Genomic DNA, 25,075 nt, shown 5'->3' with positions numbered 1-25,075 from the left:
CGAGGCTGGGATGGGCACCGGGCCGGGTGCCGCCCTCGCGCGCTCGATTGTACCCCCGTTGTATCAAGCCGCTCGGCCTCCACCCAACCGGGGAGGGCTCGCATCGGTAAACAGCTTCACTTGTCTGTGGCGTTGGAGTGTCGGGTCGTTAAACCTCCGACCCGAAATGCACAAGACCCACCTCGTAGGCGCGCGCACCCACAACCTCAAGGACCTCTCCGTCGACCTGGCGGAGGGGGAGCTGGTCTGCATCACCGGAGTCTCGGGCGCGGGCAAGTCGAGCCTGGCGCTCGACACGCTGTACGCCGAGGGACAACGGCGCTTCGTGGAGAGCTTCAGCCCGTATGCCCGGCAGTTCCTCGAGCGGCTGGAGCGGCCGCCCATGGAGGCGCTGGAGCCGGTGGCGGCGGGCGTGGCGGTGGACCGTCGGGCGCCGGTGAAGAGCTCGCGCTCCACGGTGGCGACGCTGGCGGACGTGGAGCCGTACCTGTCCGCGCTCTTCACGCGCGAGGCGATGCCCGTGTGTCCCGCATGCGGGGTGGAGGCGGTGCGCACCGACGCGGGCGTGGCGGCCCGCGCGCTGGTGGCCGAGTCCCCGGACGCCGCGGCGCTCATCGCCTTCCCGCTGCGCATCCCCGACACGGCGTCGTTCCTGGACGTGCGCGCGCGCCTGTTGAAGGACGGCTACCACCGGCTGGTGGTGCAGGGCGAGGTGCGGGAGCTGGAGTCGCTCAAGCCCTCGGAGGCCACGGATCCGGCGGGCATCGCCCGCGTGCTGGTGGACCGGGTGAAGCTGTCGTCGTCGCAGGTGGGGCGGGTGACGCAGGCGCTGGAGGACGCGTGGAACCGCGCCGAGGGCGAGGCGGTGGTGCTGTTGCCCGGCGCGGAAGCGAAGCGGGTGCGCCGGGGCCTGGTGTGTCCGAAGTGCGCGCGCGAGTTCGAGGCGGCGCGGCCGGGCCTGTTCAGCTACCAGTCGCCCGTGGGCGCGTGCGCGGCGTGCCGGGGCTTTGGCCGCACCATCGGCATCGACTGGGACAAGGTGATTCCCAACCCGGCGCTGAGCCTGTCGCAGGGCGCTATCCGTCCGTGGTCCGGCGCGTCGACGGAGTGGGAGCGCGGCATGCTCCAGCGCTGGTGCCGCGAAAAGAAGATTCCCCTGGATGCGCCCTGGTCCTCGCTGACGCCGGCGCAGCGCGAGTCGGTGCTGGAGGGCGCGGGGGACTACGACGACGGCCGCGCGTATCCGGGCGTGCGCGCGTGGTTCCGGTGGATGGAGGGGCGCACGTACAAGATGCACGTGCGCGTGCTGCTGGCGCGCTACCGGGCGTATTCGCTGTGCAAGGACTGCGGCGGCGCGCGGCTCAACGAGCAGGCGCGGGCCTACCGCGTGGGCGGGTTGGACCTGCCGGGGTGGCACGGGCTGGAGCTGACGCAGGCGCTGGCGCGGCTGGACGCGCTGGGCACGACGACGGGGCAGGGGGAGCTGGCGCGGCGCGAGCTGGCCGGACGCCTGCGCTACCTGCAGCGCGTGGGGCTGGGCTACCTGACGCTGGACCGGCAGGCGCGCACGCTGTCCGGTGGCGAGGCGCAGCGCGTGTCGCTGACGGCCGCGCTGGGCACCTCGCTCACCGGCTCGCTCTTCGTGCTGGATGAGCCCACCGTGGGGCTGCACCCGGGCGACGTGCCGCCGCTGACGGAGGCCATCGCGGAGCTGGCGGAGCGCGGCAACATTGCGCTCGTCATCGAGCATGACCCGCTGGTCATCCGCTCCGCGCACCGCGTGCTGGAGCTGGGGCCGGGCGCGGGCCGCGAGGGCGGCGAGCTGTGCTTCGACGGTCCTCCCGAGGCGCTGGCGAAGCGCAAGGACCTGCCCACGGGCCGGCTGCTCGCGGGTGGAGCCGAGACGAAGCGGGCGCTGCGCGAGCGGACCGGTGAGCTGGTGGTGAAGGGCGCGCGCGAGCACAACCTCAAGGCGCTGTCGGTGAAGGTGCCGCTGGGCGTGCTGTGCGCGGTGACGGGGCCGAGCGGCTCGGGCAAGAGCACGTTGGTGGACGAGGTGCTCTACCGGCACCTGGCGCGGCGGCTGGGCGTGAAGGACGTGGAGGCCCCGGGCGCGGTGGACGCGCTGGAGGGGGCCGACGCGGTGAAGGCCATCACCTTCGTGGACCAGTCTCCGCTGGGGCGCACCTCGCGTGGCAACGCGGCCACGTACACCAAGGCGTGGGACCGGCTGCGCGAGCGCTTCGCCGCGGAGCCGGACGCCGAGGTGCGCGGCCTGACGCCGGCGCACTTCTCCTTCAACGTGGACAAGGGGCGCTGCGAGGCGTGCTCGGGCGAGGGCTACGAGACGGTGGAGATGCAGTTCCTCGCGGACGTGGCCCTGTTGTGCGCGGTGTGCCGGGGCCGGCGCTTCAAGGAGGAGGTGCTCGCCGTCCGACACCAGGGCTTCAGCGTGGCGCAGGTGCTGGAGATGACGGTGGCGGAGGTGCTCCAGCACTTCGGGAGCGACGCGGCCCTGCAGCGCGCGCTGGGGCCGGTGGCGCGGTTGGGCCTGGGCTACCTGCCGTTGGGACAGCCTCTGTCCACGCTGTCGGGCGGCGAGGCGCAGCGGTTGAAGCTGGCGCGGGCGCTGGCCAGCGAGGCGAAGGGCGCGCTGTTCCTCATCGACGAGCCGAGTGCGGGCCTGCACGCGGAGGACGTGCGTCACGTCATCGACGCGCTGCACGCGCTGGTGGACAAGGGCGCGAGCGTCATCGTGGTGGACCATGACGTCGCGGTGATGAAGGCGTCGGACTGGGTCATCGACCTGGGGCCGGTGGGCGGCAAGGACGGCGGGCGGCTGGTGGCCGAGGGCACGCCGGAGTCGGTGGCGCGCGGCGAGGGCGCGACGGCGGTGGCGCTCCGGGGCGAGCGCAAGCCCCTGGGCCGCGTGGTGAAGGCGCGGCGGCCGGGCAAGGACGCGGCGCCCGCCATCGAGGTGGAGCACGCGCGCGAGCACAACCTCCAGGACGTGTCCTGCAAGATTCCCCTGGGGAAGATGACCGTCGTCACGGGGCCGAGCGGCTCGGGCAAGAGCTCGCTCGCGTTCGACGTGGTGTTCGCGGAAGGGCAGCGGCGCTTCCTGGAGACGCTCAGCCCGTACGCGCGCCAGTTCCTGCCCACCATGCCCCGGCCGGACGTGGAGCGCGTCAGCTCCATTCCGCCGAGCGTGGCGCTGGAGCAGCGCACCTCGCGCGCGGGCGGCACCAGCACGGTGGCCACCGTCACCGAGGTGGCCCACTACCTGCGGCTCTTGTTCGCCAAGCTGGGCGAGCCGCACTGCCCCAACGACGACACGCCCATCACCTCCACGTCGCCGGAGGTGTTGTTCGCGCAGCTCTCGCAGATGAAGGGGGATGGGACGGTGCTGGCGCCGGCGGTGCGCTCGCGCAAGGGCACGTACCTGGATGTCTTTGCCGCCGCGGCGCGCGCGGGCATCACCACGGCCATCGTCGACGGGCAGCTGTCCTCCACGGACGACCCGCCGCGCCTGGCGAAGACGCGCGAGCACGACATCGACCTGGTGATGCACGAGGGCAAGCTGTCGAAGCTGCCCCGGGACGTGTTCGACAAGGCGCTGGGCTGGGGGCAGGGCGCGCTCAAGGTTCGCACGTCGAAGGGCGAGACGCTCCTGTCCACCGAGCGCACGTGCCCCAAGTGCGGCACGGCGGTGCCGGAGCTGGACCCGCGCTGGTTCTCGTTCAACACCAAGCAGGGCCGCTGCGAGTCGTGCGAGGGCACGGGTGTGAAGGGTGGCCCCGAAGCGCAGGCCGAGGGCGAGACGGCGCCGTGCCGTGAGTGCGGCGGCAGTCGACTGGCGCCGGTGCCTCGGGGCGTGCGCCTGGAAGGAGCGCGCTACCACGAGGTGGTGCAGCAGTCCGTGGCGGCCTCGCTGGCGCGGGTGCGGGGCTGGAAGTTCAAGGGAGATCGGGCGCTGCTCGGCGAGCCCTCGCGGCAGGAGTTGCTGCGGCGCATGGAGTTCCTGGAGCGGGTGGGCCTGGGCTACCTGTCCCTGGACCGCAACGCGGCCACGCTGTCGGGTGGGGAGATGCAGCGCCTGCGGCTGTCGGCGCAGCTGGGCGCGGGGCTCACCGGCGCGATGTACGTGCTCGACGAGCCGACCATCGGCCTGCACCCGCGCGACACGCACCGGCTGCTCGACAACCTGCGCGCGCTGGTGAACACCGGCTCCACGGTGCTGGTGGTGGAGCATGACTCGGACACCATCCGCGCGGCGGACCACCTGCTGGATTTGGGCCCGACGGGCGGACGCGGCGGTGGGCGCATCCTCGCGGAGGGACCTCCGGACGTGGTGCTCCAGGGCGAGTCCCCCACGGCGCTCGCGCTGCGGGCGTCCCAGGTGCGGCCTCCCTCAGGACGCGGGGAGCCGAAGCAGTGGCTGGAGCTGAAGGGCGCGCGGGCCAACAACCTGAAGCGCGTGGACCTGCGGCTGCCGGTGGGCCGGCTCAACGTCGTCAGCGGCGTGTCCGGCTCGGGCAAGAGCACGCTGATTCGGCAGGTGCTGTACCCGGCGCTGCGAGAGGCGCTGGAGCTGGTGTCCTCGCGGCCCGGACCGTTCGACTCGCTCAAGGGCGTGGAGGCGGTGAAGCGGGTGATGTCGGTGGACCAGTCTCCCATCGGCCGCACGCCGCGCTCGGTGCCCGCGACGTTCCTGGGCATCTGGGACGAGCTGCGTCGGGCCTTCGCGGCGACCCCCGAGGCGAAGATTCGCGGCTTCTCCGCCGCGCGCTTCTCCTTCAACACGGCGAGCGGTGGACGGTGCACCGCGTGCGAGGGCCAGGGCTCCATCTCCCACGAGATGTCCTTCCTCCCGGACGTGGTGACGCCGTGCGAGGCCTGTGGGGGCGCGCGCTTCGACGCGGCGACGCTGGAGGTGCGCTACCACGGGCTGTCCATCGGCGACGTGCTGCGGCTGTCCGCGGACGAGGCGAAGGACGTCTTCCAGAACCTGCCCAAGGTGGCGGCGCCGCTGCAGTGCCTCGCGGACCTGGGCGTGGGCTACCTCCAACTGGGCCAGGGCTCCAACACGCTGTCCGGCGGTGAGGCGCAGCGGTTGAAGCTGGCGGCCGAGCTGACGGCGTCCTCGCGGCACGAGCCCACGCTCTACGTGCTGGACGAGCCCACCACGGGCCTGCACGTGGGCGACGTGGAGAAGCTCATCACCTTCATGGGCCGGCTGGTGGACCGCGGCGACACGCTGGTGGTCATCGAGCACCACCCGTCGGTCATCGGCGCGGCGGACCACCTGGTGGAGCTGGGGCCCGAGGGCGGCGAGGAGGGTGGCCACATCGTCGCGGCGGGCACGCCTCGCGAGGTGGCGAAGCTGAAGACGGCGACGGGCCGGGTGCTGCGCTCGCTCTTCACGGGCGAGGAGGCCCCGTCATCGCGACGTGGCGCGTCGGGGGGGCGGCGGTGATTGTCACGGACAGGACAGAAGGGCGTGAAACGGGGCCGGGGCTTCGGCATCCTTCCGGCCGCATGCGAACCCTTCATGTCCTGTGCGTCGCCTCGGCGCTCGCCGTCACCCCGGCCCTGGCCGGTGATGTGGCGACGAAGCCGTCCACTCCCGCGAAGTCCCAGCCCTCCAGCGAGAAGAAGCCCATGTCCCTACACGCGTTGTCCGCCAACCGCCTCGATGGCAAGCCCGCGAACCTCTCCGACTACCAGGGCAAGGTCCTGGTCATCGTGAACACCGCGTCCGAGTGTGGTTACACGCCGCAGTACGCGGGCCTGGAGAAGCTCTACCAGGACTACAAGGACAAGGGCGTCGTGGTGCTGGGCTTCCCGTCCAACGACTTCGGTGGACAGGAGCCGGGCAGCTCGGAGCAGATCGCGAAGTTCTGTGAGCTGCGCTTCAAGGTGACGTTCCCCATGTTCGAGAAGGTGAAGACGAAGGGCGAGGGCCAGTCGCCTGTCTACGCCTTCCTGTCGAAGGACCACGACGCGCCGAAGTGGAACTTCCACAAGTACGTGGTGGGTAAGGACGGCCAGGTGCGCGCGGGCTTCCCGAGCAAGGTGACGCCGGAGAGCGACGAGCTGCGCAAGGCCGTCGACGCCGCGCTCGCCCAGCCCTGAGCGGGGCCTTGTTCGCCGGCCCGGGTGGGGACAGCCGCCCGGGCGGGTGATGCGTCGTTCGTGAGGGACTGGGTGTCCTCGTGGGCCGGCGCTCCTTCCTCCGCCCTCACGGCATGCGGGCCTGGGGGCTCGTGTGGCGCGGGCGTGCCCCTGGGGTCACCGTCCCAGGTGGACGTGGCCCTTGAGGAGGGAGCCGCATGGCCCTGTCGACATCCGGATTCGGGACGCGGGAGGAGGCGTGGCCCGCGCTGCCCTTCGCGGAGTGGAAGGACACCTATGCCACGCTGCACCGTTACACCCAGGTGCTCGGCAAGGTGCGGTTGGCGCTGACGCCGCCGGAGAACCACTGGTGGAACGTGTCGTTCCGCGTGACGTCTCGCGGGCTCACCACGGGGCTGATTCCCTATGGGAATGGGAGCTTCGAGGTGGACTTCGACTTCCTGGCCAGCGAGCTGCGCTTCCTGACGAGCCGTGGAGACGTGCGCGTCATGGAGCTGACGGCGCGCTCGGTGGCGGAGTTCTATCGGGACGTGATGTCGACGCTGCGCGAGCTGGGCGTGGAGGTGCGCATCTGGGAGCAGCCGGTGGAGATTCCCGATGACACGACGCCCTTCAGCCAGGACACGCACCACGCGACGTATGTGCCCGGGCACGTGCGCAACTGGTGGCGGGCGTTGTTGCAGGCCCACATCGCGATGAAGGCGTTCCGCGCGGGCTTCACGGGCAAGTGCAGCCCGGTGCAGTTCTTCTGGGGGAGCTTCGACCTGGCGGTGACGCGCTTCGGCGGGCGGCCCGCTCCGGCGCGGCCGGGCGCGGACGCGGTGACGGCGGAGGCGTATTGCGAGGAGGTGTGCAGCGTGGGCTTCTGGCCCGGCACCGAGGCGCTCGGTGGCGCGGCGTTCTATTGCTACGCGGCGCCCGAGCCGAAGGGGTTCGCTGAAGCGAGCGTGAAGCCCTCGGGGGCGGGGTACGACGCGAACCTGAAGGAGTTCCTGCTGCCGTACGAGGCCGTGCGGCGCGCGAAGGACCCGAGGGCCTTCCTGCTCGACTTCTTCCAGTCCACGTACGACGCGTGCGCGGACCTGGGGAAGTGGGACCGCGCCCGTTGCGAGCGGCCCCTCATCATCCCCGAGAGCGTGAAGGGCGCGTGGAGGAGCGTCACCCTGCCCGAGCAGCCTCCCGCCGACGCGAGTCCCTGAGTGGAGCTGGTGGCGGTCCGCGTGGCCTCGTGAGGGTTTGTTCGAACGAGGCCGCGTGGCTCCGCGCTCAGCAGGTGGCCGCAAGCGGCGGATGGGGGGCGAGAGCGGACGGGGGCGTGGCTTCCGCGCCCGGCGGGAGGTCGCGCGACTCAACCCGCCTTGCGCCTCCACGCGCGCAGCAGCAGCACCGCGAGGCCCAGCCCCCCCAGCACGCCCACGAGCGTCATCCCGAGCAGCCACAGGAACACCCGGTCGACCAGCAGCGTCGCGCGCTGGAAGGTCAGGTCCACCATCCCGAGCCCGATGTGCTCGCCCTGCTGAAGGGTCTCCACCCGCTCCGTGTGGAGCGCGGAGAGCACGGCCTGTCGCTCGCCCGCCACCTCCACCATCAAGGCCCGTCGCTCCTGCTCGACGAAGCGCTGCAGCGCCTCGCGCTCCGAGGTGAGCGCGGACAGCATCGCGCTCCGCTCCCGCGCCACCAGCGCGGACGTCCCCGCCGCCAGCGCTCCGAACTGCTCCAGCGTGTCCACGGCGCGCCCCAGGTCCGCCAGCACCTCGCGCGTGGGCACCGCCTTCAACGCATCCTGCGCCATCGACTCCGCCTGCCAGCGCGCCTGTCGCGGCAGTGACGCCGCATACAGGTCCACGCGCGCCGTCAGGTCCCGGACATCCTCCACCAGCACTCCGGCCGTTCCCAGGGCCCCCATGCCGGACATCGACGTCACCTCCGCGAGCAACGACACCGTGGACACCCGCGTGACGAGCGGGCCCACCAGCGGGTGCTCCGCGGCCCACTCATGGACCCGCGCCCGCGCGCCCTCCACGTCCTGACGTCCGCAGACGTCCTTCCAGAGCGCCTCCACCTCCGCCTCCTGCTGGCGCAACATCCGCTCCGCCCGGGCCACGAGCTCCGGTGACGCGCCCGCGCCCGTCGCCCGCGGGGGCAGGGCGAGCTCGAGCTGCGCGAGCAGCGCCCACGCATCCACCAGCGCCGCCACGGGGTCCGGCTGGAGCAGGGCCGCCTGCATCGCGGGCACCGCGTTGATCTTGAACCGCGTCATCGCCGCGCGCACCTCCTCGGAGCCGGACTCCGCCGCGATTTCATCCGCGGAGGCCTCCAACAACCCCGAGAAGCGCCGGGCCATGTCCCGCACGCGGACGCGCAGCGCCTCGACGGACAGGTCCGAACGTCCCACCCGCCGCACCAGCTCCGAGCGGGGCGCCGCGACGGAGCAGCCGCTCACCCAGAGGAGCAGCAGGACGCATCCAACGAGTCGGCGCGGAGGGGACATGGAGCCGGCTCAAGCTGCTCACGTCCCCGCCACGTCACGACCGGACCTCCAGGACAGCGGGCGTGTCCGGCGTCCGACGCCCCGGCGCCGGACACGCGCACCTGGCTACTTCCCACCCCGGGGTGGGAAGCGCTCGAGGATCTCCTCCACCGACTTGTTGATGCGCGACTGCTGCTTCTCCGCCTTGGCGCTGTCGTCGATCTCCGACTGGGCCTGGCCGCGCCACACCAGCTTCTTCGACTGGGCGTCGACCACGTCGATGATCAGCGTCCCCTGCTCGTACTCGCGCACCACCGTCTCCGGCGCCGACATGGCCACCGGGCCGCCCCCATAGAACGGATCCCACATCGGGTCGTACGGATAGCCGTAGTACGCGTTGACGGTGTCCGCCTCCAGCTTGTTGTCGATGGCCCCGTGCCAGCCGAGGAGGAAGTCCGGATTGGCCTCCACCTTCTGGTAGCCGTGCGACTGGAGATAGGCGTCCGCCGCCCGCTCCACCTCGCCGCCGACGATGGGGTTGTACACGCGCTTGTCGCTGCCCTGGGGCTGCGGCAGCCACGCGTAGGTCTTGTAGCCGTCGAGCTGCTGGACGGCGCTCGGGTCGTAGTTCGTGCTCACGTCGATGCCGGCGCAGGCCGTGAGGGCACACGCCATCAACAGGGGCGCGAGTCGAATCAGCGGACGCATGGAAGCCTCCTCGGTGACGGCGCGACACGCGCCGTCGGCTCCCTGACGGTAGTCATGCCCCCGCGCCGCACTCCGGGTTGGATGCCTGTTTGTCCCGGACCCGGGGCGCACCCGCGCTCAGTCGTCCGCGCCCGCGTCGCCCGGCCCCTCGCCCCTCCAGGGCCGCTTCATCCGGCCACCGTCCCTGGCCAGGGTGAGCGCCAGCTTCGCCCGCTTGTCCGCGGGCAGCTCCTTTGCCAGCGCCTGGTACATCTCCCGGTCCAGCACGGTGATGCGCTCACGGGCCTCGAAGGCGCGCTGCGCGGCCGCGTCCACCTGCGCCAGCGCCGCGCTGTCACCCCGGGCCGCCTGGTGCAGCGTGCGCGCGGCCTCCCGCACCTGCTCGCGCAGGGGCCTGCGCTTCTCGTCGAACTGGCGCAGCGTCTGCTCCATCTTCAGCGCCTGCTGGTTGTCCAGCTCCAGCGCCTCCGACAGCGCCAGCACCTGCCGCAGCCGCAGCCGCTTCTCCAGGCGCTCCATCCGCTCGGTCACGCGCGCGGAGCGCTCCTCGCCCTTGTCACCGGGCTTCGCCAGCGCCAGCCAGGGCACGAGCACCACGGACAGCATCACCCACGACGTGCGCGTCATCGTCTTCACAACGTCTCTCCCAGCAGGTCGTCGTCCCAGCTCTCGAGGTCCTCGAAGGACTCCTCGTCTTCCCACGTCGCCCCGCCCTCCAGCGGCTCCAGCCCCGCCCAGGCCTCGAAGTCCGCGAGCGTCTGCGCCTCCACCGCGCGCTCCTCGGCGCGGACATCGGCGGACTCGGTGGGGGAGGCCCCCTGCGTCGTCCACGGACGCGGCAGGCCCGGCATCAGCACCATCGCCGCGACCACCGCCGCCGCGGCCAGCAGCGAGCCCACCGTGCGCCGTCGCAGCGTCTGGCTCATGCGCTCGCGCCTCCACGTCTCCAGCGCGCGCTGGGGGACGGTGTCCTGCGCGGCCTTCTCCGCGGCCGTCGGCGCGGGCAGCGCCACCAGCGACAGCACCTCCATCGACTGCGCGAGCGCCGCGCGGCACCCCGCGCACGCCTCCACGTGCCGCAACAGCGGCACCGACTCCTCGGGCTCCAGGGCCCCCGCGGCGTGCAGGTCCAGTCGGGCTTCCATGTCCGGGCATGCGGCCATCAGTGCTTCTCCTCCGGCTCACCCACCCGCGCCTTCAGGCGCTTCACCGCATGGTGGAACTGAACCTTCGCATTGTTCTCGGTGATGCCGAGCGTCTGCGCGATATCCTTGAAGGCCAGGCCCGCGTCCACGCGCAGCGTCAGCACCTCGCGCTGACGACGGGGCAGGGTGAGGACCTCCTCGCGAACCTTCCGCGCCCGCTCGGCCCGCTCCAACCCGTCCTGCGCGGATTCCCCGGGCGCCTCGGCCACGTCCTCGCGGGGGGCCTCCACCAGCACCGGCCGCCACCGCTGCCCCTGGCGCGCGTGGTTCTTCGCCAGGTTGAGCGCGATTCGCACCAGCCACGCCCGGAACGGCGCTGGCCCCGTCGGCGTGAAGCGCGAGAACACCCGCCGCGAGGCCTCCAGCGCGCGCAGGAACGCGCCCTGCGTCAGGTCCGCGGCGTCCTCGGGCCGCGTCGTGTAGCGGCGCACCAGCGAGAAGATGAGCGCCCGGTGCCGCAGCACCAGCACCTCGAACGCCGCCGTCTCCCCGTCCAGGAAGGCGCGGCACAGCACCTCGTCCGGTGCCCCCTCCAGGGCCAGCCGGCGAGACGGCATCGCCACCACCTGGCCGCCTGTCTCCCTGATGCTCACGACTGCCTCAACCCCCAGCACCCCCCCAGGTTATTTTTCACGGCCGCGGTGAATCTGAAATCATGTTTCCCTAGAAATAACAGCGTGTTGAGGGACGGCCGGGCAGGGGATGGTTGCCGCCTCCGCCACCCGGCTGTCACAATGCGTGAGGTTGGTGCAACCCACGGACTTCTCATGGTTCTGGAAGGCTCGGGCTCTCGCATCAAGGGGGGCGTACTCATCGCGCGCCTGAACATGCTGCGCCGGGTGGGCGGGCAGGTTCGGGTGGACGAGGTCCTGGGGCGGCTGCCCCCGGTGGACCAGGCCGTGTTGCGCCAGGCCATCCTCCCGGTGGCCTGGTATCCGCTGGAGCTGAACCTGCGGTTGGACTCGGCCATCGCGGAGGTGCTGTCGCCGGAGGACGAGGGACGGGCCTTCATCGACATGGGCCGCTCGTCCGCGGACGAGGCGCTGCACGGGGAGCAGAGCGCGTTCATCCGGCGCGGAGAGCCGCACTTCCTGTTGAGCCAGGCGCCGCGCATCTACCGCTTCTATTACGCGGTGGGCTCGCGCACGTACGAGTCCACGGGGCCTCGCTCCGCCATCCTGCGCACCTTCAGCGCGGAGAACGTCACGGAGGCGGACTGTCTCACCATCATCGGCTGGCACGAGCGGGCCATCGAGCTGTCGGGCGGGCTGTCGCCGCGCGTCACGCATCCGATGTGCCGGGCGCGGGGCGCGGCCCACTGCGAGTACCACTGCGCCTGGGAGTGACTCAGGCGGCCGAGTCGTACGCGGCCGTCATGGGGTGGGACTCGAGGTAGGCGAGCACGTCGTCCAGATGGCGGTACACGCGCACCTCGTGACGGATGATGTCCTCGATGCGGCCTTCCGGGCCGATGATGAAGGTGACGCGGCGGTCGACGCGGAGCACGGGCCAGAGGACGTCGTAGGCGCGGCTGATGACGCGGTCCGGGTCTCCGAGCAGCGAGAAGTGGATGTCCTCCTTCTCGGCGAACGCGCACTGGGTGGCCTGGGTGTCCACGGAGACGCCGACCAGCTCGGCGCCCAGCTCCTGCAAGTGCAGGTGGTTGTCGCGGAACGCCCGGTTCTCGATGGTGCAGCCGAGCGTGAAGGCCTTGGGGAAGAAGAAGAGGACGACGCGGCGTCCTCGCAGCGCGGACAGGCTCAGGGGCACGCCATGACAGTCGATGGCGACGAAGTCAGGCGCGAGGTCTCCGATGGCGAGCATTCCGGCAGCTCCCTTTCTGGTGGCCGCGACGGTCCACCGGTACCACGTCTTCGGTGCGGGTCTGGGTGGCGATTGCTCGCCAGCTCCCGCCGCGTTCGCCCCAGGACGGGGCGACTGTGTCCTTCCCGAGTCCCAGGGAGGGCCGCGTCCTGCATCGCATGGTTGATGTCGCCGGGGTGTTAAGAACTGTTGAGGAGTGCTATCCGCCCGGGCGTGTCGAGCGAGCGAGTGAGTTCGTCCGGGCTGGCCCGGGCCATGGGCGTGACGCGGGTGGCGCGGGTCACCGGGTTGGACCGCACGGGCGTGGAGGTGGCCTGCGCGGTGCGTCCAGGGGGCCATGTGCTCCAGGTGTGCAACGGCAAGGGGCTCACGGCGGACGAGGCGGCCTGGGGCGCGCTGTTCGAGACGGCGGAGCTGTGGGCGGCGGAGACGGTGGCGCCGGGGCGGCTCGCCTGGGGCTCCTTCGCGGAGCTGGAGGGACGGCTGGGGACGTTGTGGGGGGCGCAGGCCCTGGGCTCGGCGGGCGCGCTGGTGGAGCCGAGGTTGTGGGGTGAGGGTGTCCGGTGTGCGTGGCGCGAGGCCACGGAATTGGGTTCGGGGCGGAGCGTCTGGGTGCCCGCGCAGGGGGTGCACGTGACGCCTCCGGGGGGCGTGTCGCTGGGGCCGGTGTCGGTGGCGTGGACCAGCAATGGCTCGGGCGCGCATCCGGAGCCGGCGCGGGCGCTGCTGCATGCGTTGCTGGAGGCCACGGAGCGGGACCAGCTGGCGCGGGTGTTCCCCGAGGGGTGGACGGAGGAGGCGGTGCGGGGGCGGCTGCTGCGTGGCGCGGAGCTGGCGCGCTCGGCGCCGAGGACGGCCGCGTTGGCGGAGCGTCTGCGGGAGCGTGGCTTCGGGGTGTACCTCTTCGATGCGACGCCGTCCGCGCGGACCGCGGGGGCGGTGGGGCTGCCCGTGGGCGCGGCGGTGTTGGTGGACCTGGAGGAGGGGCCGGTGCCGCTCACGGCGGGCTATGCGTGCGCGCTGGAGCGGGACGTGGCGCTCTTGAAGGCGCTGCTCGAGGCGGCGCAGTCGCGGCTGACGGACATCCATGGGGCCAGGGAGGACGTGGGCTCGACGGACCGGGAGGCGGCGCGGGGGTTCGCGGAGGCGTGCGCGGGGGTGAAGGCGCGGCGGCGGGTGACGGAGCTTCCGGACCTGGGCGCGGTGGCGGAAGAGGACGCGGAGGTCCAGGTGCGACGGGTGCTGGCGCGGCTGAAGCGGGCGGGATTCACGCAGGTGGCCTCGGTGGAGCTGGATGCGCCGGTGTCGGGCCTTCATGTGCGGCGGGTGGTGGTGCCCGGCATGCGCGTCTCGGAGCTCCTGTGAAGCGGCGAGCCGAGGACGTGGTGGTCTTCCTGGGCCCGTCGCTGCCGGCCGAAGAGGCAAAGCGGCTGGGACCGTGCGTGGTGCTGCCTCCGGCGCGGCAGGGCGACGTGTGGCGAGCGCTGGGGGCGAGGCCCCGGGCCATCGCGTTGGTGGACGGTGTCTTCGAGGCACAGCCCTCGGTGTGGCACCACGAACTGCTGGCCGCGTTGGAGGCGGGCGTGGCGGTCTTCGGCGGCTCCAGCATGGGAGCGCTGCGCGCGGTGGAGCTGGCTGCGCACGGCATGGTGGGCGTGGGGCGCATCTTCGGCTGGTACCGCGATGGGGTCGTGGCGGACGACGCGGAGGTGGCGCTGCTGCATGCGGATGCCGAGAACGGCTGGCGTCCCCTCACGGTGCCGCTCGTCAACGTCCGGCACGTGGCGGAGCTCGCGCGTGAGGCCGGTGTGCTGAGCGCGCCCCGGGCCCGCGAGCTGGTGTCGGTCGCGGCGGAGATGTTCTACCAGGAGCGCACCTGGGCTCGGATGAGCGAGCGTGTGCGCTGGCCCGAGGACACGCGACGCGGGTGGGCGCAGTGGTTCTCCCGTGGCGTGGAGGACCTGAAGCGCGCCGACGCGGTGGCCTGCATCCGCACGGCACAGGAGTGGGTGGCTTCGGGGGCGCCGTCGAGCCGAGGGGCGCGTCGGGTTCCCTCCTCGCTGGTACGGCGGCGGCGACTCGTGGAGGACGTGACCCGCGTGCCTGATGCGCGGGTTCCTTCGGGGCACGTGCTCGAGGTGTTGAGCCAGGCGCCCGACGCGCGCGAGCTGGCCGAAGCGGGCCTGCGTCGCGCGTTGCTCGCGGGCTGGGCGAGGACGATGGGGTTGTCCGTCACCGAGGACGAGGTGGCGCGTGAGCAGGAGGCGTGGTGGCGCGAGCGCCGTGTCCCCGTGCGCAAGCGCGATGCGTTCCTGTCCGCGAGCGGGCTGGACCCGGAGGGACTGCGCGCGCTGTGTGAAGAGCGGGCGCTGGAGCGACTCGTGCTTGCGCATTCGACACGGCTGCTGCCGGATGGCCCGTCCTGGGATGAAGCGCTCGCCGCCGAGGCGAGGTTGCGTGGACGCTGGGCAGAAGCCGCGCTCGACATCGCCGCGAGCGATGAAGAGCCCATCGACTGACGTGCCGAGCAGGCTTCGAGCTGCGACGAGCACGTCGCCTGAGGTGCCGAGCAGGCTCCGAGCCGCGAGTCCTTCGACCGCCGCGAGCGATGAAGAACCCATCGACTGACGTGCCGAGCAGGCTTCGAGCGGCGAATCCTCCAGGCGCCTCTCGCGACGAAGCGCCCATCGCCTGAGGGCGCCATGCGTGCCTCGTGCGGCAACGCGTCTGTCGACTGACGCGCCGAGCGTGCCTCGAGCGGCGAGTCCGCCAGCCCGCGCGCCGTCCCTCACCGGCGCCTGAGGCGGTGGGTCGCGAGCCGGACGCCTCCTCGCCACGGGCCCCCCGGGGCGCCGTGCTCGGTCGGGGCCTCCCGCTCCACGAGACTACGGGGGACGTTGGGTCTCCCGGACCCGATGTTGCCCACCTGGCGGGTGGGGAAAATTCGTGACAGGCCTTGAATCGAGGCTAGGGTCAACCCTGGAGGTTACCCTTGTACGGCCCCGTTTCCTGGGTGGTCACAGCGCCCCTCGCGCCAGACTCACGTGCCCGCATTGGCATTGAGGCCGTCCCATGCCTCCGCGCGGATGCGCTCGTGCTTTGCCGGGAAGGCATGGTCTCGCGACAAGAGGGCTCTCCGCCGTGATGTCGGCGCCGTTCCATCCGGACCAGCTCGTTCCCGGCAGCGAAGTGGGCCCGTGGCGCGTGGTGGCGTCGCTGGGCGCGGGAGGTTTCGGCCGCGTCTTCAAGGTCGAGCGGGGAGGGCGCTTCTTCACGATGAAGATGGCGCTGCGTCCCGCCGGTCCCCAGGTCTCCGAGGAGGAGGACGTCAACGGTCGGCTGTCGCACGAGGTGGCCGCGCTGCTCGCCTGCGCGCCGCACCCGAACCTCCCGCGCCTCCACGCCGTGGACCGCTGGCCGGAGCCCCCCGAGGGCTACCTGTTCTTCGTCACCGACTTCATCGACGGAGAGACCTTCCACGAGTGGCGCTGGCGCGTGAAGCCCTCCGCGGCGCACCTGCTGTCCGTCTTCACCGAGGTGGTGCGCGCCGTCTCCGACCTCCACCGCCGAGGCCTGCACCACCGCGACCTGAAGGGCGACAACCTCCTCATCCGCCGCGATGACGAGCGCCCGTTCCTCATCGACCTGGGCACCGTGCGCATGCCGGGCGCGACGACGCTGACGGTGGGCGTGGCTCCAGCCTCTCCGCACCTGCTGCCCCCCGAGTGCGTGGCCTTCCTGCGCGAGGGCCTCTGGGAGCAGGGCGCGCGCTTCGACGCGGGCATCCCCGGAGACCTCTACGCGCTGGGCGCGCTGCTCTACGAAGCGCTCACGGACGGGTACGCCTTCGACCCCAGGCTGCCCTACGACAGGCTGCTGCCCGCCATCGAGACGGTGACGCCGCGCGCGCCCCACCTGGTCAACCCCAAGGTGCCTCCCGCGCTGGGAGACCTCGCGCTGCGGCTGCTCGCCAAGCGCCCCGAGGACCGCTACCCGAACACCGAGGCGCTGCTGCAGGCCCTGTGGGAGGTCGCCAAGGAGAAGCGTCAGCCCGCCTGGAGGCTGTCGCTGGACCTGCCTCCCGAGCCCGAGTCCCCGCGTGACGTGGACTCGAACACGCCCCGGGTGCGCATGGTGCCGGAGCTCGTGCGCATGCCCGAGCCCTCCGCGTCGGACGCGGAGCAGGACTCCGACGCCGAGAACACACCTTCGCATCCCCTCGCACCGGAGGCCGTCGCCGCGCCGGCGGACGCGCTCCCGTCCTCTCCGCCGCCGCCCGCTCCCACGTCGCCGTCCCGCGAGCCTTCCTGGACGCGCGGTGTCGCGGTGGGCGTGCTGGTGCTGTTCGTCCTGGGCGCGGTGGCCCTGGGTGTCTCGCGTCGCGAGTCGCCCGCTTCGAGCTCCACGCAGGCGGTCGTCCCCCTCCCACCTCCTGCAGAGAAAGGAAGTCCTGTCGTGACGAGTCGTCCCCTCACGCCCCCCGACACAGCCCGTCCCTCTTCACCGTCCGCCGAGCCCGCGGAGGCTCCCACCCGGTGGGCTTCCGCGATTCCCGCTCCCTCGGACGCGCCAACTCCTGAGTCGCCCCCTTCGCGGAAGCGTGGCTCGGTGAGCGGCACCTTGGGGAAGACGGCGGCGGTGGCGTGCCTGGCCGGAGCCTGCGCGGGCGGCTCACCCCAGACACGCCTGACGTCGCCCGAGGGGGAGTGCCCGGCGGGTTCCATCGAGCGTCTGAATGCGCTGGGCTACTCCCCGAGCTCGCAGCTGTCGCGGACGGACTTCTCACTGCAGGCCCCCGGCGAGCGGTATGTGTCGGTGATTCCGCTTCCTCCCGAAGGTCCCATCTCCATCTACCTCTACCGCAACCTGCCGGATCCAGCCCTCGTCGAAGCGTTCCCGCGCGGGACGAAGTTCCACGGGAGGCTCTTTCACGGACAGAAGAGGTACTACATCTGGGTGTCCGAAGCGGAGACTCCCAATGGCAAGCGCATGGCGGTCTGTCTCCAGGTGTCGGTGGCCAATCTCGGCGAGCGCGTGCAGGTGGGCATGACCTACGACAGTGTCAACAGCACACCTGAGCAGAAGATGATCAGCACGATCGTGGGGCTCACCTCTACCGACTACTTCGGAAGGCCGTGACTTGCTCGCCGTGTTCCCGGTCCTCGCGCTCACCTGGGGCGTTCTGCTGAGCTCGGGTGCGGAGCGCCCTGGGCCCACCCCTTCCTCGAGTCTGCCCCCTGTGCGTCGGCTCGAGGTGGGCGGCGAAGTGGCCGCGCCGTCCCTCGACATCCGCATCTCCCCAGGGCGCGCCACGACCCTCTTCTTCGACGCCCGCATCCGGACCGAAGAGGTCCTGCTGGAGGGGCGTGAGCGTTTCCATCGCGTGGGCCTGGCGGATGACCACCTGGTGCTCGTGCCGTCGACCACGTTCCGCCAGGGGGAGCGGCTGCGCCTCGAGGTCCGCTTCCTCGATGGGGCGGCTCCGGAGCAGCTGGTGGTCTGGTTGGTGGTGGACCCGATGCGCGGTGAACCGCAGGTCGAGGTCTTCCGTCGCGTCCGCACCGCGGAGTCCTATCGGCGGGAGGTCGAGGAGCTCAGGGCACGGCTGGCGCAGGCTCGCTCCGAACTCGAGCGACTCCAGTCCACGGGGCGCGCCTCGAGCTCGTTGGAGGAATTGGTCGCGATGCTGGGGCGGTCCTCGAGGTCGCTCTACGTCCAGGTGCTCGAGTCCGCCTCCCCACAGGGGCCTGACCTGTACGCCAAGGCGATTCGCCATGTGGCCCTCCATTCACATTGGAGCGCCCTGGTGCTGGGCATCTCCGCTGAGTCGGAGGGCCTGGGTTGGGTGGCGAGTGGCGGCTCGCTCATCCGGGACTCCGGGCAGGTGCTGGAGCTGAAGCCTCCCTGGCAATCAACGCCGCTGCGCGCGGAGGAGGAGCAGGATGTGGTCGTCCTCCTGGCGGACGAGGCCGCCCTGACACCCGGGCGCTACACGCTCAAGCTCTGGGATGTACGGGGCCGGACGTTGACGGTGGATCGACTGGTGGTGAAGTGACGGCGCGAGGGGTCTTGAGCCTCGTGGCCCACCGTGTAGGGTGCCGCCCCGGACGATGACCCCTCCGCCTCCTTCCGATGCCCCGCGCTGCATCCGCGCCGACTCCCGCGAGCCCTCGGGCTATCGCGAAGCCCTGGGCGAGCGCCGCGCCTCGCTGCTGCTCACCGACCCGCCGTACTGTCTGCTCACGCGGCGTCGCAAGGGCGGGGACCTGAGGGACCCGCGCGCGCACAAGAAGATCGACCAGAACCCCATCGTCCGCTTCGAGACGGTGCGCGACTACCGGGCGTTCTCCGAGGCCTGGCTCACGCGCGCCCTGGCACACCTGACGCCCGACGCGCCGCTGGTCATCTGGACGAACCTGCTCGGCAAGGAGCCCATCCTCACCGCCGCGCGCGCGCTGGGCTATCCCCACCTGCGCGGCGAGTTCACCTGGGGCAAGCGCACCACGGACAAGAACGCGAACGAGCAGACCCTGCGCGTCTACGAGGTCGCGCTCGTCATCGCCCGGACGCCCGAGCCGGTGCTCGCGCCCGGGGACCTGCCCACCGTCTGGGCCGTCGTCGGCGGCTATGACGATGACGGCGACGCCGCGCGCTGGGGCAGTCATCCCCACCACAAGCCGTTCTCCGTGGTCGAGCCGCTGGTGCGCACGTACAGCCGACCCGGTGACACCGTGTTGGACCCGTTCGCTGGCAGTGGCTCGCTGCCCGCCGCCGCGCTGCGCCTGGGTCGACAGACGGCGTGCCTCGAAATCGAGCCCGAGTGGGCCGAGCGCGTCACCCACCGCCTGCGTGAGACGGTCGCCGCGTACCCTCAGCCCCCGAGCGGCAGGTAGCGCCGCGACTCGAATCCTCGGGGCCTGGCGCGGCCCATGTTCATCACGCGACTCATCACCCGGTCGCGTCGCGCCTCGAGCCCTCGGGGCATGCCGCGAGGAGCGGCGCGTCCTCCGCATCACGCGCCGCAGCGTCCGGCAGCGTCGCGTCTCGAATCGCCGAGGTCGGCGCGTCCTCTGCTCACGCGCCGTCAGCCCCCGAGTGCCCGGTAGAGCTTCGTCTCCGACCAGCGGGGCACGTCGGTGGGACGGTGTCCCCACCAGTTCATCACCAGCGTGCGCCGCAGCCGCGAGCGCCCCGGCAGCTTCCCGTCCGGCACCTGGTTCCGCGCGTCCAGCACGCCGTGCGTGAGCGAGCCGTCGAACACCACCAGCCGGTTGGGCCTGGGCGTCACCAGGTCCGCGGTGTCCAGCCGCGACGGCGCGAGGGACGGGTTGGACTCGTCCGGCTTCTCGCGCGTCACCACCAGCGCGCCGCCGCGCACGCGGTTGAGGAAGAGCACCGAGCCGATGCGCGGGTGCACCAGCTTCCCCGTGCGCAGCGCCAGCTTCTCGTCCCGGTCCTGATGGAAGTCCACGCGCACGTCCGTCGGGTACATGCGCGACAGCCACCACTCCACGCCCGCGATGCGCCGCCGGCCGGCGATGGCCGGACGCAGCGCGGTGACGATGTCCTCCACGACGTTCGTCGGCGGGCCGAAGTCGTACCAGAACGTCGTCTGGTACGTGTCCTTCAGCCGCTCGCGGCCGAGGACTCCCAGGCGCCGCAGCAGCCGGCGGAAGAGGGCGGGGGGCACGGCGGCTTCGGTGAGCTGGACGAGGGTTTCCACGGCGAGGCGCAGCTTTGTCTCATGCGGAGGGTGGGCGCCACCTTCCTTTGCCAGTAGGCTGCGCGCCCCATTGCCCTCCCGCCGGGAGGACGCGGAGATTGCGCGATGAAGGCTCACCACAAGATGCTCATCGGCATCGTCACCGGCACGGTGGCGGGGCTCGGCGCGAATGCCCTCGCGGGCGGTGCACCCTGGCTGGACTGGGCCGTCAACAACGTGGCCTCCCCCGTGGGGCAGATCTTCATCCGCCTGCTCCTCATGCTCGTGGTGCCGCTGCTGTTCGCGGCCCTCGTCATGGGCGTGGCGGAGCTGGACCTGCGGCAGGTGGGCCGGCTGGGCGCGCGCACGCTGGGCTACACCGTGGTGTTCTCCGCCATCTCCGTGCTCATCGGCCTGGTGCTCGTCAACGTCATCCAGCCCGGCCACGGCCTGAGCGAGGAGGCCCGCGCGCTCGCCCGGGGCGGCACCCAGGTGAAGGCCGCGCCCCCTCCGTCCGAGACGTCCTTCGGCGCCGTGCTCATGTCCATGGTGCCCACCAACCCGCTCAAGGCCGCGGCGGACGGGGACATGATCGGCCTCATCGTCTTCTCGCTCATCTTCGGCCTGGGCGTGGCCCTCACGCCCACCGAGGGCGTGCAGCGCCTGAAGGAGACCCTCCAGGGCCTCTACGACGTGATGATGAAGCTCATCGACGGCGTGCTGCGGCTTGCCCCCTACGGCGTCGGCGCGCTGCTGTTCGCCATGACGGCCAGGCTGGGGCTGGGCATCCTCCAGCAGCTGGCGGCCTACGTGGGCACGGTGCTGCTGGCGCTGTCGGTCCACATGTTCATCGTGTACTCGCTGTCGGTGCGCTTCCTGGGAGGGCGCAATCCCATCGAGTTCTTCCGCGACTGCCGGCTGGCCATCGTCACCGCGTTCTCCACGTCCTCCTCCAGCGCCACGCTGCCCACCGCGCTCAAGGTCGCCGAGGAGAACCTCAAGCTGCCCCCCAACGTGTCGCGCTTCGTGCTGACGGCCGGCTCGGCGATGAACCAGAACGGCACCGCGCTGTTCGAGGGCGTCACCGTGCTCTTCCTCGCGCAGGTCTATGAGGTGCCGCTGGATTTGTCGCAGCAGGCGCTCATCATGTTCATCTGCATCCTGGCGGGAATCGGGACGGCGGGCGTGCCCGCAGGCTCCATCCCCGTCATCGCGATGATCCTCACCATGTTCAAGATTCCGGTGGAGGGGCTGGGCCTGGTGCTGGGCGTGGACCGCTTCCTGGACATGTGCCGCACCACGCTCAACGTCACCGGGGACCTGGCCGCCGCCGTGTACGTGGCGCGCGGAGAGCCGCCCGCTCGCACGGACGTGGAGCGGGCAGCGGGGCCTTCCACCTCCTGACATCGGGATGAACCCATCCCCATCCTTCTCCGCGGAGTCGTCCCACCGTCGCACCCAAGGAGCCCGCATGAGGGTCGCCAAGGATTCAATCGTCTCGCTCGAGTACCGGCTGCACCTCGGTGATGGACAGGTCATCGACCAGAGCGAGCCCGGCCAGCCGCTCGCCTATCTGCACGGGCACCGTCAAATCGTCCCCGGCCTGGAGGGCGCGCTGGAGGGCCTGTCCACCGGCGACAGCAAGCAGGTGGTGGTGCAGCCCGCACAGGGCTACGGCGAGCATGATCCCGAGGGCGTGCGCGTGGTGCCTCGCGCCATGCTCCCCGCGGGCTTCGTGCCCCAGCCCGGCCAGACGCTGATGGCGCAGACGGACCAGGGTGACATCCCCCTGCGCATCTCCGAGGTCCGGGGCGACGACGTGGTCATCGACCTGAACCACCCGCTCGCCGGCAAGACGCTGCACTTCGACGTCACCGTGAAGGAGGTCCGCCAGGCCTCCAACGAGGAGCTCTCCCACGGCCACGTCCACGGGCCGGGCGGGCACGACCACGGCTGACCCCAGGGCGTGACGCCCTGCGGCGACGAGCGAAGGGGCGGGGCAGGAGTACCCCGCCCCTTTTGCTTGCCTGCTGGAGTCCGTGCTTCGTGACAGCGGGGGCCGTGCACTATCTTTTCGCCCCCAATGAGCCAGTCCCCGTCCCAACAGACACCGAGCCCCACGGGGCTCCGCCTCCAGCCCACCGACGCCAACGCCGACGAGCCCGGGGCGTCCGCGGAGAAGGACCCGGAGCTGTACTGGCTCAAACACGTCTACCAGGGCGGCTCGCGGCAGCTCACCGTGCGCGCCGTCATCGCGGGCATGTTGATTGGCGCGGTGATGTGTCTGTCCAACCTGTACGTCATCCTCAAGACGGGTTGGAGCCTGGGCGTCACCATCACCGCCTGCATCCTGGCCTTCGCCGTGTTCAGCACGCTGCGCTCGCTGCGCGTGCTGAAGAACGACTTCACGGACCTGGAGAACAACGCCATGGGCTCGGTGGCCTCGGCGGCCGGGTACATGACGGGCGGCGGCAACATGGCCGCGGTGCCCGCGCTGCTGATGCTCACCGGCACGCTGCCGCCCGCGGGCTGGCTGGTGGTGTGGTTCGCGGTCATCTCCGCGCTGGGTGTCTTCGCGGCCATCCCCATCAAGCGCCAGCTCATCAACATCGAGGCGCTGCCGTTCCCCACCGGCACCGCCACCGCGGAGACCATCCGCGCGCTGCACGGCCACGGTGAAGTGGCGCGGCGCAAGTCGCGGCTGCTCACGGGCGCGGGCGTCGTCGGCGCGCTGCTGGTGCTGGTGCGTGACGCGCGCTTCCCGTGGCTGACCAACATCCCGGAGAAGGTGAGCCTGCCCTTCACGATGCTGGGCAAGAAGGCCTCGGCGTGGACGATGTCGCTCGACTTCAGCCTGCTGCTGGTGGGCGCGGGCGCGCTGGTGAGCTTCCGCACCGGCTGGTCCATGTTCCTGGGCGCGGTGCTGTCGTACGGCTTCCTGGCCCCGGCGATGGTGACGCAGGGCTCCATCCCCGAAATCACCTACAAGGCCATCAACAGCTGGATGGTGTGGACGGGCTCGGCGCTGCTGGTGTCGTCGGGCCTGCTGGCGTTCGCCTTCCAGTGGCGCAGCGTGGCGCGCTCGTTCAAGGCGCTGTCGGGGCTGTTCCGGGGCAAGGGCGCGCAGCAGGAGGAGACGGACCCGCTGGCCGGCATCGAGTGTCCGCCGTCGTGGTTCCCGCTGGGCTTCGCGGTGCTGGGGCCCATCGCCATCTTCCTGATGGCGTACCTGTTCCAGATTCCGTGGTGGGCGGGCGTGCTGGCCATGCCGCTGGCGGTGGTGATGGGCGTGGTCGCCAGCCGCGTCACCGGCGAGACGGACACCACGCCCACCAAGGCGCTCGGTCCCGTCACGCAGCTCATCTTCGGAGGCCTTGCGCCGGGGAACATCCCCGCCAACGTGATGAGCGCGAACGCCACCGGCGGCGTGGGTCTGCACTCGGCGGACCTGCTCACGGACCTGAAGTCCGGGTGGCTGTTGGGCGCCAACCCGCGTCAGCAGTTCGTCGCGCAGCTGTTCGGCGTGGTGGCGGGCGCGGCGGTGGTGGTGCCGGTGTTCAACCTGCTGATTCCCAACGCGGAGGCGCTGGGCACCGAGGAGTTCCCCGCGCCGGCCACCATGGTGTGGGCGGGCGTGTCCAAGCTCCTGGCCACGGGCGTCTCCGCGATGCCCGTCACCGCGCGCTGGGGGGCGCTGTGCGGCGCGACGCTGGGCATCTGCCTGGTGCTGCTGGAGCGCTGGGCGCCCGCGAAGCTGAAGGGCTACATCCCCTCGCCGGCGGGCTTCGGGTTGGCCATCGTCATCCCGGCCTCCAGCTCCATCGCCTTCTTCCTGGGCTCGGCCATCGCCGAGGTGCTGCGCCGCAAGAAGCCCAAGCTGGCCGAGGACATGGTGCTCCCCGTCTCCTCGGGCTTCATCGCGGGTGAGAGCCTGCTGGGCATCGCCATCGCCATGGCGAAGGCCTTCGGCGTGATGCCCAAGTAGGCGTCAGTCCACGCGGCCGGTGGCGAACGACGCGCCGGCCACGAAGCGGAAGGTGGGCGTGTCCAGGCCCGCGCCCACGCCCGGGCCGCCCATCACGAACAGGTCCATCCAGGACGTGGTGTGGCGGCGGATGGCCACCAGCAGCTCCGCGCCCGCCTGACCGCCCTGCAGCGGCACGCCGACGAGCATGCTGATCTCCCCGCGCGTGAGGTCTCCGGCGCGCGACGTCACGGTGCCGCCCAGCCGCAGCTCGTTGCCCACCACGTCCACGCTGGTGCCCGACAGCGGGCCCAGGTCCTGCTTGTCTCGCAGCAGGACGCCGGTCTCCAGGCCCAGCTGCCACGTCTCCGCCAGGAAGCCGAGCTGGAGGCTGGGGTGCACCGCGTACCGGTCCCTGGCGAGCAGCGCCTTGCTGCCCACCGGAATCGCCGCGGACACATCCAGCGCCACCTGGAAGCCGAAGTCCGGCCGCAGGAGCGCCGCGCGCGCGCCCACCCACGGCGAGCCCAGGCCCTGGCCCTCGGGGGCGTTCACGTTCAGGTGCTTCGAGCCGCCCTGCGTGACGATGAAGGGCACCTCCGCGTCCACCTGGAGCCAGTCCGTCACGCCGATGGCCGCGGTGAGGTCCATGGTGAACTTGTTCTCCACCAGGCCCATGCCACCGCCCGGCTCCCAGCGCGTCTGGAAGTGGAGGGGCAATTGCTCGTAGTGACCCTGGACGCCCACGCGCACCAGGCCCGCGGGCAGCGTGCGACCGGTGCTCACCACCAGCGAGCCGAGCCCCGCCGGGTCCAGCTCCATCCGCTGCAGATTGAAGGTCGGCAGCGTCTTCGCCTGGGCGGAGGCGGCGGAGGGGAGCACCAGGGCGAGGGTGAACAGCGCCGACAGCAACGCGAACGCGGGCCGGAACGACACGACGACTCCTTGAAGGATGGAATGACAGCTCACACGTGAGCCGTGAGCTCCAAAGACGAACGAGTCGCATGGCGCCGAGGGGATGCGCAAGCTCACGCCCAGGTGCCTCATCCCGGGAAAGTATCCCTGAG

The 25,075-nt window shown here is 71.5% G+C and carries 20 protein-coding genes; 12 read left to right on the top strand and 8 right to left on the bottom strand.

Features of this window, described 5'->3' with window-relative positions:
• Window positions 1-166 precede the first annotated feature (166 nt).
• From uvrA to K8625_RS15530, 3 genes are all read left to right on the top strand, one after another.
• The gene (gene uvrA / locus K8625_RS15540) at window positions 167-5,476 is read left to right on the top strand and encodes an excinuclease ABC subunit UvrA (protein ID WP_223783130.1); all 5,310 of its coding nucleotides are present in this window, start codon (window positions 167-169) and stop codon (window positions 5,474-5,476) included.
• A gap of 62 nt (window positions 5,477-5,538) precedes the next feature.
• Complete coding sequence (locus tag K8625_RS15535) at window positions 5,539-6,135, top strand: glutathione peroxidase (RefSeq protein WP_223783129.1); 597 nt, start codon at window positions 5,539-5,541, stop codon at window positions 6,133-6,135.
• A gap of 197 nt (window positions 6,136-6,332) precedes the next feature.
• The gene (locus K8625_RS15530; protein WP_223783128.1) at window positions 6,333-7,334 is read left to right on the top strand and encodes a DUF5996 family protein; all 1,002 of its coding nucleotides are present in this window, start codon (window positions 6,333-6,335) and stop codon (window positions 7,332-7,334) included.
• A gap of 149 nt (window positions 7,335-7,483) precedes the next feature.
• On the opposite strand, the gene K8625_RS15525 is transcribed toward K8625_RS15530, so the two are convergent.
• The 5 genes from K8625_RS15525 to K8625_RS15505 all read right to left on the bottom strand — a co-directional run bounded on the left by K8625_RS15525 (window position 7,484) and on the right by K8625_RS15505 (window position 11,111).
• On the bottom strand, window positions 7,484-8,626 hold the full coding sequence (locus K8625_RS15525; protein ID WP_223783127.1) for a chemotaxis protein: 1,143 nt from the start codon (window positions 8,624-8,626) through the stop codon (window positions 7,484-7,486).
• A 105-nt stretch (window positions 8,627-8,731) separates the two neighbouring features.
• The gene (locus K8625_RS15520) at window positions 8,732-9,313 is read right to left on the bottom strand and encodes a DUF4136 domain-containing protein (protein ID WP_223746548.1); all 582 of its coding nucleotides are present in this window, start codon (window positions 9,311-9,313) and stop codon (window positions 8,732-8,734) included.
• A 117-nt stretch (window positions 9,314-9,430) separates the two neighbouring features.
• The gene (locus K8625_RS15515) at window positions 9,431-9,940 is read right to left on the bottom strand and encodes a hypothetical protein (protein ID WP_255652834.1); all 510 of its coding nucleotides are present in this window, start codon (window positions 9,938-9,940) and stop codon (window positions 9,431-9,433) included.
• Window positions 9,941-9,945: 5 nt separating this feature from the next.
• On the bottom strand, window positions 9,946-10,476 hold the full coding sequence (locus K8625_RS15510) for a zf-HC2 domain-containing protein (protein ID WP_223746549.1): 531 nt from the start codon (window positions 10,474-10,476) through the stop codon (window positions 9,946-9,948).
• The gene (locus K8625_RS15505; protein WP_223746550.1) at window positions 10,476-11,111 is read right to left on the bottom strand and encodes an RNA polymerase sigma factor; all 636 of its coding nucleotides are present in this window, start codon (window positions 11,109-11,111) and stop codon (window positions 10,476-10,478) included. The genes K8625_RS15510 and K8625_RS15505 overlap by 1 nt, the downstream gene beginning before the upstream one ends.
• Window positions 11,112-11,285: 174 nt before the next feature.
• Here K8625_RS15505 and K8625_RS15500 point away from each other — a divergent pair, with 174 nt between their 5' ends.
• Window positions 11,286-11,864: a TIGR02265 family protein gene (locus K8625_RS15500; RefSeq protein ID WP_223783126.1), complete on the top strand. Its 579-nt coding sequence runs from the start codon at window positions 11,286-11,288 to the stop codon at window positions 11,862-11,864.
• Window position 11,865: 1 nt separating this feature from the next.
• Here K8625_RS15500 and K8625_RS15495 read toward each other — a convergent pair whose 3' ends face one another.
• Window positions 11,866-12,342, bottom strand: a complete 477-nt coding sequence (locus K8625_RS15495) for a peroxiredoxin (protein WP_141333400.1) — start codon at window positions 12,340-12,342, stop codon at window positions 11,866-11,868.
• A 255-nt stretch (window positions 12,343-12,597) separates the two neighbouring features.
• On the opposite strand from K8625_RS15495, the gene K8625_RS15490 reads away from it, so the two are divergent.
• The 5 genes from K8625_RS15490 to K8625_RS15470 all read left to right on the top strand — a co-directional run bounded on the left by K8625_RS15490 (window position 12,598) and on the right by K8625_RS15470 (window position 19,235).
• Window positions 12,598-13,707 (top strand): YcaO-like family protein, encoded by a 1,110-nt coding sequence (locus K8625_RS15490; protein ID WP_223783174.1) that lies wholly within the window; start codon window positions 12,598-12,600, stop codon window positions 13,705-13,707.
• Window positions 13,704-14,861 (top strand): TfuA-like protein, encoded by a 1,158-nt coding sequence (locus tag K8625_RS15485; RefSeq protein ID WP_223783125.1) that lies wholly within the window; start codon window positions 13,704-13,706, stop codon window positions 14,859-14,861. Before K8625_RS15490 ends, K8625_RS15485 begins: the two co-directional genes overlap by 4 nt.
• 625 nt (window positions 14,862-15,486) lie before the next feature.
• Window positions 15,487-17,481 carry a serine/threonine-protein kinase gene (locus tag K8625_RS15480; RefSeq protein ID WP_223783173.1) on the top strand — a complete coding sequence of 665 codons (1,995 nt, stop codon included), beginning with the start codon at window positions 15,487-15,489 and terminating at the stop codon, window positions 17,479-17,481.
• A 10-nt stretch (window positions 17,482-17,491) separates the two neighbouring features.
• Window positions 17,492-18,397: a DUF2381 family protein gene (locus K8625_RS15475; protein ID WP_223783172.1), complete on the top strand. Its 906-nt coding sequence runs from the start codon at window positions 17,492-17,494 to the stop codon at window positions 18,395-18,397.
• Between the two features lie 55 nt (window positions 18,398-18,452).
• Window positions 18,453-19,235, top strand: a complete 783-nt coding sequence (locus tag K8625_RS15470; protein ID WP_223783124.1) for a DNA methyltransferase — start codon at window positions 18,453-18,455, stop codon at window positions 19,233-19,235.
• 191 nt (window positions 19,236-19,426) lie between these two features.
• Here the strand turns inward: K8625_RS15470 and K8625_RS15465 are convergent, their stop codons facing one another.
• Window positions 19,427-20,065, bottom strand: coding sequence for a hypothetical protein (locus tag K8625_RS15465; protein ID WP_223746555.1), 639 nt, complete (start codon window positions 20,063-20,065; stop codon window positions 19,427-19,429).
• A gap of 105 nt (window positions 20,066-20,170) precedes the next feature.
• Here K8625_RS15465 and K8625_RS15460 point away from each other — a divergent pair, with 105 nt between their 5' ends.
• The 3 genes from K8625_RS15460 to K8625_RS15450 all read left to right on the top strand — a co-directional run bounded on the left by K8625_RS15460 (window position 20,171) and on the right by K8625_RS15450 (window position 24,029).
• On the top strand, window positions 20,171-21,448 hold the full coding sequence (locus tag K8625_RS15460; RefSeq protein ID WP_223783123.1) for a dicarboxylate/amino acid:cation symporter: 1,278 nt from the start codon (window positions 20,171-20,173) through the stop codon (window positions 21,446-21,448).
• 67 nt (window positions 21,449-21,515) lie between these two features.
• A complete protein-coding gene (locus K8625_RS15455; RefSeq protein WP_141331737.1) occupies window positions 21,516-22,001 on the top strand; it encodes a peptidylprolyl isomerase in 486 nt (161 codons plus the stop codon).
• 126 nt (window positions 22,002-22,127) lie between these two features.
• Window positions 22,128-24,029, top strand: coding sequence for an OPT family oligopeptide transporter (locus tag K8625_RS15450; RefSeq protein ID WP_223783122.1), 1,902 nt, complete (start codon window positions 22,128-22,130; stop codon window positions 24,027-24,029).
• Between the two features lie 3 nt (window positions 24,030-24,032).
• On the opposite strand, the gene K8625_RS15445 is transcribed toward K8625_RS15450, so the two are convergent.
• Window positions 24,033-24,944 (bottom strand): flagellar motor protein MotB, encoded by a 912-nt coding sequence (locus K8625_RS15445; protein ID WP_223783121.1) that lies wholly within the window; start codon window positions 24,942-24,944, stop codon window positions 24,033-24,035.
• Window positions 24,945-25,075: the final 131 nt, after the last annotated feature.

Source organism: Myxococcus sp. AS-1-15, from assembly GCF_020037055.1.
In the GTDB taxonomy this organism is placed as follows: domain Bacteria; phylum Myxococcota; class Myxococcia; order Myxococcales; family Myxococcaceae; genus Myxococcus; species Myxococcus fulvus.
Note: the sequence above shows the minus strand (reverse complement) of the source record. Positions and strands in the feature narration are given on the sequence as shown.

Excerpts from the sequence above, each read along its gene's own strand:
- uvrA (WP_223783130.1), top strand. The coding sequence starts at position 167 with ATGCACAAGACCCACCTCGTAGGCGCGCGCACCCACAACCTCAAGGAC.
- K8625_RS15535 (WP_223783129.1), top strand. The coding sequence starts at position 5,539 with ATGCGAACCCTTCATGTCCTGTGCGTCGCCTCGGCGCTCGCCGTCACC.
- K8625_RS15530 (WP_223783128.1), top strand. The coding sequence starts at position 6,333 with ATGGCCCTGTCGACATCCGGATTCGGGACGCGGGAGGAGGCGTGGCCC.
- K8625_RS15525 (WP_223783127.1), bottom strand. The coding sequence starts at position 8,626 with ATGTCCCCTCCGCGCCGACTCGTTGGATGCGTCCTGCTGCTCCTCTGG.
- K8625_RS15520 (WP_223746548.1), bottom strand. The coding sequence starts at position 9,313 with ATGCGTCCGCTGATTCGACTCGCGCCCCTGTTGATGGCGTGTGCCCTC.
- K8625_RS15515 (WP_255652834.1), bottom strand. The coding sequence starts at position 9,940 with ATGACGCGCACGTCGTGGGTGATGCTGTCCGTGGTGCTCGTGCCCTGG.
- K8625_RS15510 (WP_223746549.1), bottom strand. The coding sequence starts at position 10,476 with ATGGCCGCATGCCCGGACATGGAAGCCCGACTGGACCTGCACGCCGCG.
- K8625_RS15500 (WP_223783126.1), top strand. The coding sequence starts at position 11,286 with ATGGTTCTGGAAGGCTCGGGCTCTCGCATCAAGGGGGGCGTACTCATC.
- K8625_RS15495 (WP_141333400.1), bottom strand. The coding sequence starts at position 12,342 with ATGCTCGCCATCGGAGACCTCGCGCCTGACTTCGTCGCCATCGACTGT.
- K8625_RS15490 (WP_223783174.1), top strand. The coding sequence starts at position 12,598 with ATGGGCGTGACGCGGGTGGCGCGGGTCACCGGGTTGGACCGCACGGGC.
- K8625_RS15480 (WP_223783173.1), top strand. The coding sequence starts at position 15,487 with ATGTCGGCGCCGTTCCATCCGGACCAGCTCGTTCCCGGCAGCGAAGTG.
- K8625_RS15470 (WP_223783124.1), top strand. The coding sequence starts at position 18,453 with ATGACCCCTCCGCCTCCTTCCGATGCCCCGCGCTGCATCCGCGCCGAC.
- K8625_RS15460 (WP_223783123.1), top strand. The coding sequence starts at position 20,171 with ATGAAGGCTCACCACAAGATGCTCATCGGCATCGTCACCGGCACGGTG.
- K8625_RS15455 (WP_141331737.1), top strand. The coding sequence starts at position 21,516 with ATGAGGGTCGCCAAGGATTCAATCGTCTCGCTCGAGTACCGGCTGCAC.
- K8625_RS15450 (WP_223783122.1), top strand. The coding sequence starts at position 22,128 with ATGAGCCAGTCCCCGTCCCAACAGACACCGAGCCCCACGGGGCTCCGC.